Origin of the sequence: Coprococcus sp. RTP21428st1_C9_RTP21428_210409, assembly GCF_040227395.1 — a bacterium.
GTDB lineage: Bacteria > Bacillota > Clostridia > Lachnospirales > Lachnospiraceae > Coprococcus > Coprococcus aceti.
Window position 1 is genome coordinate 1 of the sequence record NZ_JBEHVV010000037.1, and the last position, 7,167, is coordinate 7,167.

The 7,167-nt window shown below is 44.7% G+C and carries 8 protein-coding genes and 1 tRNA gene; all 9 read left to right on the forward strand.

The window, feature by feature from the left end; translation table 11 throughout:
- The coding region (gene folK / locus ABUA34_RS08470) for a 2-amino-4-hydroxy-6-hydroxymethyldihydropteridine diphosphokinase (protein WP_349823152.1) at positions 1-274 on the forward strand (274 nt) is incomplete at its 5' end.
- Positions 228-1,286 (forward strand): prephenate dehydratase, encoded by a 1,059-nt coding sequence (locus ABUA34_RS08475; RefSeq protein ID WP_349823153.1) that lies wholly within the window; start codon positions 228-230, stop codon positions 1,284-1,286. The genes folK and ABUA34_RS08475, both read left to right, overlap by 47 nt.
- Positions 1,287-1,312: 26 nt before the next feature.
- Positions 1,313-2,845 (forward strand): Ppx/GppA phosphatase family protein, encoded by a 1,533-nt coding sequence (locus tag ABUA34_RS08480; RefSeq protein ID WP_349823154.1) that lies wholly within the window; start codon positions 1,313-1,315, stop codon positions 2,843-2,845.
- A 3-nt stretch (positions 2,846-2,848) separates the two neighbouring features.
- Positions 2,849-4,969 (forward strand): RNA degradosome polyphosphate kinase, encoded by a 2,121-nt coding sequence (locus ABUA34_RS08485; protein ID WP_349823155.1) that lies wholly within the window; start codon positions 2,849-2,851, stop codon positions 4,967-4,969.
- A gap of 296 nt (positions 4,970-5,265) precedes the next feature.
- The gene (infC, locus tag ABUA34_RS08490; protein WP_015533882.1) at positions 5,266-5,760 is read left to right on the forward strand and encodes a translation initiation factor IF-3; all 495 of its coding nucleotides are present in this window, start codon (positions 5,266-5,268) and stop codon (positions 5,758-5,760) included.
- Positions 5,761-5,799: 39 nt separating this feature from the next.
- A complete protein-coding gene (rpmI, locus tag ABUA34_RS08495; protein ID WP_004849138.1) occupies positions 5,800-5,997 on the forward strand; it encodes a 50S ribosomal protein L35 in 198 nt (65 codons plus the stop codon).
- Positions 5,998-6,019: 22 nt separating this feature from the next.
- The gene (gene rplT / locus ABUA34_RS08500; RefSeq protein ID WP_004849136.1) at positions 6,020-6,376 is read left to right on the forward strand and encodes a 50S ribosomal protein L20; all 357 of its coding nucleotides are present in this window, start codon (positions 6,020-6,022) and stop codon (positions 6,374-6,376) included.
- A gap of 174 nt (positions 6,377-6,550) precedes the next feature.
- Positions 6,551-6,856 carry a hypothetical protein gene (locus ABUA34_RS08505; protein WP_015533881.1) on the forward strand — a complete coding sequence of 102 codons (306 nt, stop codon included), beginning with the start codon at positions 6,551-6,553 and terminating at the stop codon, positions 6,854-6,856.
- An 83-nt stretch (positions 6,857-6,939) separates the two neighbouring features.
- Positions 6,940-7,023, forward strand: a tRNA-Leu gene (locus ABUA34_RS08510).
- Positions 7,024-7,167: the final 144 nt, after the last annotated feature.

Below are 7,167 nucleotides of genomic sequence, written 5' to 3' on the forward strand. Positions count from 1 at the left end.
CAGGACTCCTGAGGAACTGCTGAGACTGGTGAATGGAATAGAGAAAGAGGCGGGAAGAGAGAGGCTGATCCACTGGGGACCGAGAACTCTGGATATCGATATCCTGCTTTATGATGATGTCGTGTATGACAGTGAGGATCTTCACATACCACACGTGGAGATGCACAAGAGAGAGTTTGTACTTGAACCGTTGTCCGCGATAGCGGGATACAAGAGGCACCCGCTGCTTGGCAAGACAATATCCGAGCTTCGTGCCGGGCTGGACAAACAGTGACAAATTTGACACTTCAAGTGGAAGGATAGATAGAATGAATACATTGGAAGAGATAAACAGTCTGGAGGAGCAGATACAGCAGCTTATCACCAGAAAGAATGAGCTTATCGACAGAGCGTGCGTTGAGGACAGAGATATTGCGCTGGCACATATAAGCTCTGATGTGGTGAGCGGGTTTGTGCCCGTGGATCATTTGAAGGTCGATAAAGACACGGTGGTTGTATACCAGGGTGTTCCGGGGGCTTACAGTCATCAGGCTATGCATGACTATTTTGGCAAGGATATAAAGAAAGTAAATGTTGCAAAATTTGAGGATGTCATAGAGACGGTGAAGAGCGGCAAGGCTGATTACGGAGTCCTGCCTATAGAGAATTCCTCTGCCGGATTTGTGAGTGGCATATATGATATGGTTGGCAGCAGCGGCCTGACCATCGTGGGCGGAGACGAGGTCAAGGTGGCACATATGCTCATGGGAGTTCCGGGCTCAAAGCTTTCTGATATACAGACTGTATATTCCCATCCACAGGGGCTTCTGCAGTGCAGTGAATTCCTAAACAGAGCCGGATACGCACAGTGCCCGGTTGCGAACACTGCAGTGGGTGCGGTGAAGGTCAGGGATGAAGGTGATATTACCCAGGCTGCCATAGCGAGCGCTCTTGCCGCAGATATATACGGACTTGAGATACTCAAGGACGATATAGTCAACAATGAGAACAACACAACGAGATTTATCATACTGTCAAAGAAAAAGGAGTATGTGAAGAGTGCGGGAAATATATCCGTATGCTTTGCACTGCCACATGAGAGTGGAACCCTTTACAGTATACTTGGACATATAAAACATAACGGGCTCAATATGACAAGCATTGAGTCGAGGCCTCTCAGGGGAAGAAAATGGGAATATTCATTCTTCATAACTCTTGAGGGAAGTCTCATGGATCCGGCGACGATAGATGCGCTGGATCGTATAAATAAGGATTCTATGGATTTCAAGATAATTGGAACATACTGATAAGTAACATGAAAGGTGGGGTAGATATGGTAAGTAAGGTATTTGCAGCCATCGATGTAGGTTCTAACGAGCTGTCAATGAAGGTGTATGAGATAACTCCCAAAAAAGGGGCGAGGGAGATCGATTACGTCAACAGCACAGTTGAGCTCGGAAGTGATACCTACAACAGTGGCAGGATAACCGAGGATTCCATAATGAAGGTATGTGAGATCCTCAACAAATTCCGCAGGAAGATGAAGGAATACGATGTGCGTGAATACAAGGCGTATGCATCGTCCGCTGTGCGTGAGGCGGAGAATTCAGTCATGGTTCTTGAGAGGATAAAGCAGCACACAGGCATCGACGTCTCAGTGCTCAGCAACTCGGAGCAGAGATTCATGAACTACAAGGCGTATGCGGCAAAGTCGAAGTTTGAGGATGCCGACACGAAGAACAGGGCGCTTCTGGACATAGGAGCGGGAAGTCTTCAGATATCTATATTTGACAAGCAGAATCTGATCCAGACACAGAACCTTCCTATAGGAGCCGTGAGAATAAGGGATTATCTGGCAAAATACGGCGCAGACACGGTGGCTCTGGAGAATATCATGGAGGAGTTCGTATCGAACTTCATAGAGGAGTTCAGGAACCTCTTTATAAACGATAAGGACATCAAGAGCATAATAGCTATAGGAGACGGAATCGCAAATCTGAAGAAGGTCGGACCGGAGCTGAAGATCACAGACAAGATCACAAGAGATCAGTTCCGCGTGCTTTATCACAAGGTAGTTGAGACCACTCCGGAGGTTCTTTCAGAAAAATACGGTGTGCCATACGAGAGGGCGACACTGATGCTTCCGATGGCGATCATTTATCAGTCATTCCTCGACAACTCAAGGGCGGAGGATATCATCACGCCGGATGTTACGTTCTGTGACGGAATAGTTGCCGATTATATGGATAAGAACGGTACACTTCTGCTGAACAAGAATTTCGATGAAGATATCATTGCATCGGCAAACAGCATAGCCAAGAAATATAAGGTCAACAGGAGGCACACACAGAATGTGACGCAGAACGCGCTGGATATATTTGATTCTTTCAAGAGCGTTCACGGACTTGGAAGGAGAGAGAGGCTCCAGCTCCAGATAGCAGCCATGCTCCACAGTTGTGGTAAATTTGTAAATATGAACGAGGGCACCATGATGTCCTATCACATAATCATGTCCACGGAGATACTTGGACTGTCCCACAAGGAGAGGGAGGAGATAGCAAATATCGTGAAGTTCAACGAGTATTATCTCCCTTCACAGACAAAGGCGCAGGTATCACTGATGACTGCGGATTACATGAAGGTTGCTAAGCTGGCATCCATACTTAGACTTGCGGATGTTCTTGACAAGAGTCACAGACAGAAGATAAGTGACATGAAGTTCAGCTTCAAGGACTATGTGCTCACGATGACGGTAGATACACTGAATGATATTACACTTGAGGCAGGGGTATTCAAGACTAAGACTGAACTGTTCAGAAAGGTCTTTGGAGTGAAGCCTGTGTTAAAACAGAAAAGGGGGTTGTAAAGGATGGCAGATAAGAATCCGATATTTTATAACAGAGAGCTAAGCTGGCTTGAATTTGATAAGAGATGTCTGTCCGAGGCAAAGGACAGAACCATTCCTCTGTTTGAGAGAATAAAGTTCCTGAGTATAACGGCATCCAACCTGGATGAGTTCTTTATGGTAAGAATAGCATCACTGACAGATATGGTTCATGCGGGATATACCAAGAGGGATATAGCTGGAATGACAGCGGGAGAACAGCTTGATGCTCTCCATGCCAGCACAAAGGAGTTTATGAAGAATCAGTATCAGACATTGAACAGAGCCCTCATACCCCAGCTTGCCCAGAACGGTTTGAAGCTTGTGAGACACCATGAGGATCTCACTCCGAAGCAGGCGAAGTATGTTGACAAATACTTTGAAAAGGATGTGTATCCGGTACTCACACCTATGGCGGTTGATTCATCCAGGCCATTTCCGCTGGTGCGCAATAAATCGTTGAATATAGGTGCGCTCATATACGACAAGAAAAAGGATGTTACGGATATAGCAACAGTTCAGGTTCCTTCGGTGCTTCCAAGGATCGTAAGGCTTCCATCGGAAGAGAAGGACGTTACTGAGATAATACTCCTGGAAGAGGTTATCGAAAAGAATCTCGACAAATTGTTCCTGAACTACGACATAGTGTGTGCATATCCATACCGAATCATGAGAAATGCAGACTTCTCCATAGATGAGGAGGAGACCGCAGATCTGCTGAAGGAGATCGAGAAGCAGCTGAAACAGAGACAGTGGGGCGAGGTCATAAGACTTGAGGTGGACGAGGCCATGGACAAGAAGCTCCTTAAGGAACTCAAGAAGAATCTCGGAGTCGATGACGAGGTCGTATACAAGATCAACGGACCACTGGATCTTACGTTTCTCATGAAAGTTAACGGTATAGATGGATTTGACCATCTGAAGTACCCTAAATATAAGCCACAGCCGGTACCTGGAATGGGCGATTACAGCCATATATTTGACAGGATAAAGAAGGGAGACATCCTTCTGTTCCATCCATATTATGAGTTCACTCCGGTCATAGAGTTCATAAAACAGGCGGCAAATGATCCTGATGTCCTGGCGATCAAGCAGACACTTTACCGTGTCAGCGGCAATTCGCCTATCATCGCGGCACTTGCACAGGCTGCCGAAAATGGCAAGCAGGTAACTGTTCTCGTCGAGCTCAAGGCAAGATTTGACGAGGAGAACAATATAGCGTGGGCCAAGAAACTGGAGCAGGCGGGATGTCATGTTATCTACGGCCTTGTGGGTCTTAAGACACATTCCAAGATCGCACTGGTTGTCAGACGCGAGGAGGACGGAATCAGAAGATATGTGCATCTGGGAACAGGAAATTACAATGATCAGACCGCAAAGCTTTACACTGACATGGGACTTCTCACCTGCAGCGATGCCATAGGAGAGGACGCGACGGCGGTGTTCAACATGCTGTCAGGATATTCAGAGCCGAAAAAGTGGAACAAGCTTGCAGTTGCCCCGATCTGGCTGAAGGACAAATTCCTCATGCTGATAGGCCGTGAGGCAGAGAATGCGAGACAGGGCAAAAAGGCAAGGATAGTTGCCAAGATGAACAGTCTCTGTGATCCGATGATCATGAATGCGCTCTACGATGCCTCAAAGGCAGGTGTAAAGATAGAGCTCATCGTCAGGGGAATATGCTGTATCAAGGCAGGAGTTCCGGGACTTTCAGATAATATATCAGTAAGATCCATAGTTGGAAATTATCTTGAGCACTCGAGAATATTTTATTTCTACAATGACGGATTTGAGGATATATACATGGGAAGTGCGGACTGGATGCCTAGAAATCTGGACAAGCGAGTTGAGATAACGTTCCCTGTAGAGGATCCGGAGCTTAAGAAGAAGATAAAGAATATTCTTAAGATACAGCTTGAGGATACACTCAAGGCTCACATAATGCAGCCTGACGGATCATATGCGAAACAGGATCTCAGGGGCAAGGCAAAACTGGATTCTCAGATGTATTTTGTGAAGCTTGCGCAGGAGAGTCAGAAGCCGGTGAAGGAAGAGGACAATGACAGGGTGTTCATCCCGGTTGAATCCCACGGCGATAATGAGTGATATAAAGGCAGCACAGAGGCATATCGACAAAAGAAAAATAACAGTTGACACACGGCTGGCGATGTGGTATTCTACCATTGCTGTGTGAAACAGTGAACATAGAAGCAGAGTATCCACTCTCACCTCAGCATGGTCTGACATGACTCGGGTTAATATTTAGCTTAGAAGATTTACAGGGTTTTCCTGAGTTTGAATATGCTTTGTATTAAGAAAGTGGATAGATGGTTCTATCCACTTTTCTTATGTCAGAGAATTGAATTTTAAAAGTGTGGAGGTAGAGAGTCATTAGCGATTTAATGATCAACGAACAGATTAGAGACAGAGAGGTACGACTCATCGGAGAAGATGGTCAGCTTGTTGGAATAATGTCATCCAGGGATGCATACAAGATGGCTCAGGATGCAGGACTTGATCTTGTGAAGATAGCACCTAAGGCACAGCCACCGGTGTGCAAGATAGTTGACTATGGTAAGTATCGTTATGAGCAGGCCAGAAAAGAGAAAGAGGCCAAGAAGAAGCAGAAGACCATGGAAGTCAAGGAAGTCAGACTTTCACCGAACATCGATGCGAATGACCTTAATACCAAGATCAATCAGGCAAGAAAGTTCCTTGAGCATGGCGATAAGGTTAAGGTTACACTGCGATTCAGGGGAAGAGAGCTTGCGCATGTAGAGCAGTCAAAGGTTATTCTTGACAACTTTGCTGAGAAGCTTGCAGAGATAGCAGTTATCGATAAGCCTGCTAAGTTTGAAGGAAGAAGCATGATAATGTTTTTAACACAAAAGCGTTAAATTATTATAGACATATAATTCAAGGAGGAAGTAAGTAAAATGGCTAAATTAAAGACAAAAAGAGCAGCAGCTAAGCGTTTCAAGAAAACAGCTAACGGCGGTTTAAAGAGATCTAAAGCTTATAAGAGTCATATCTTAACAAAGAAGACCACTAAGAGAAAGAGAAATCTTAGAAAGGCTACAATGACAGACGCAACAAACGAGAAGGTAATGAAGAAGATATTACCTTATATCTAATAGATCAGGAGGAAGAAAACCAATGGCAAGAGTTAAAGGCGGAATGAACGCAAAGCAGAAGCACAATAAGGTATTAAAGCTTGCAAAGGGCTACAGAGGAGCAAGAAGCAAGCAGTATAGAGTAGCAAAGCAGTCAGTTATGAGAGCACTTACATCTTCATACGCTGGCAGAAAGCAGAGAAAGAGACAGTTCAGACAGCTCTGGATCGCTCGTATCAACGCAGCAGCAAGAATGAATGACATCTCATACAGCAAGCTTATGCATGGTCTTAAGCTGGCAGGTGTTGACATCAACAGAAAGATGCTCTCAGAGATGGCTATCAGCGATGCTGAGGGATTTGCAAAGCTTGTTGAGGTTGCAAAGGCACAGTTATCATAATATAGAATATAGAATCTTCTATATATAAGTAAAAAGAACCGGATGTGGTATAAACTTACACATCCGGTTCTTTTGTTGCGCGAAAAGGTTTTATAATTCGGAGGCGTATGCTATAATTATAGAGGTTAAGGGGATATGACCAATGAGAGTAAAGACACAGAGTAGGAGGCACATATGTTCGTAGAGAGAATAACAAAGGATCAGATGAAGATGTTTCTTGAGACTTTTGCTTGCTGTAGTGAGCAGAAGAACCTCGTTATGAGACTTAACTATGCAGGAAAGGAACCGTATCTGGATGTGACCAGGTTCAGCAATGGTCTGGTATATACTGATTCATATTATGATTTTGACAGTACATACTGCAGTAATCTTTGGAATAAGTTCCTGTATACACAGTTCACACATGAGTATTACACAGCGTTCAAGGAGTACCTTATGAAGGATGTGGACAGAAAGCTCACTAATATGATAAAAATCTGAAAAAAGTTGTTGACTTTGTATTCGATAGATGGTATTATCTTATTCGTTGGTGACGAGCACAGAAGTCGACATCACATAAATATGCGGGAGTGCTGGAATTGGCAGACAGGCTAGACTAAGGATCTAGTGCTGGAAACGGCGTGTGGGTTCAAGTCCCATCTCCCGCATTTTTATTTTGAAAGTCCTATGGAATTTCGGATGTGAGAGAATGGGCGGTTATCAATTACATATAGAATATGCGGGAGTGCTGGAATTGGCAGACAGGCTAGACTAAGGATCTAGTGCTGGAAACGGCGTGTGGGTTCAAGTCC

What these genes read in the sequence shown, in the direction of transcription:
- ABUA34_RS08480 (WP_349823154.1), top strand. Translation starts at nt 1,313, where the DNA reads ATGGTAAGTAAGGTATTTGCAGCCATCGATGTAGGTTCTAACGAGCTG.
- ABUA34_RS08485 (WP_349823155.1), top strand. Translation starts at nt 2,849, where the DNA reads ATGGCAGATAAGAATCCGATATTTTATAACAGAGAGCTAAGCTGGCTT.
- infC (WP_015533882.1), top strand. Translation starts at nt 5,266, where the DNA reads ATGATCAACGAACAGATTAGAGACAGAGAGGTACGACTCATCGGAGAA.
- rpmI (WP_004849138.1), top strand. Translation starts at nt 5,800, where the DNA reads ATGGCTAAATTAAAGACAAAAAGAGCAGCAGCTAAGCGTTTCAAGAAA.
- rplT (WP_004849136.1), top strand. Translation starts at nt 6,020, where the DNA reads ATGGCAAGAGTTAAAGGCGGAATGAACGCAAAGCAGAAGCACAATAAG.
- ABUA34_RS08505 (WP_015533881.1), top strand. Translation starts at nt 6,551, where the DNA reads ATGTTCGTAGAGAGAATAACAAAGGATCAGATGAAGATGTTTCTTGAG.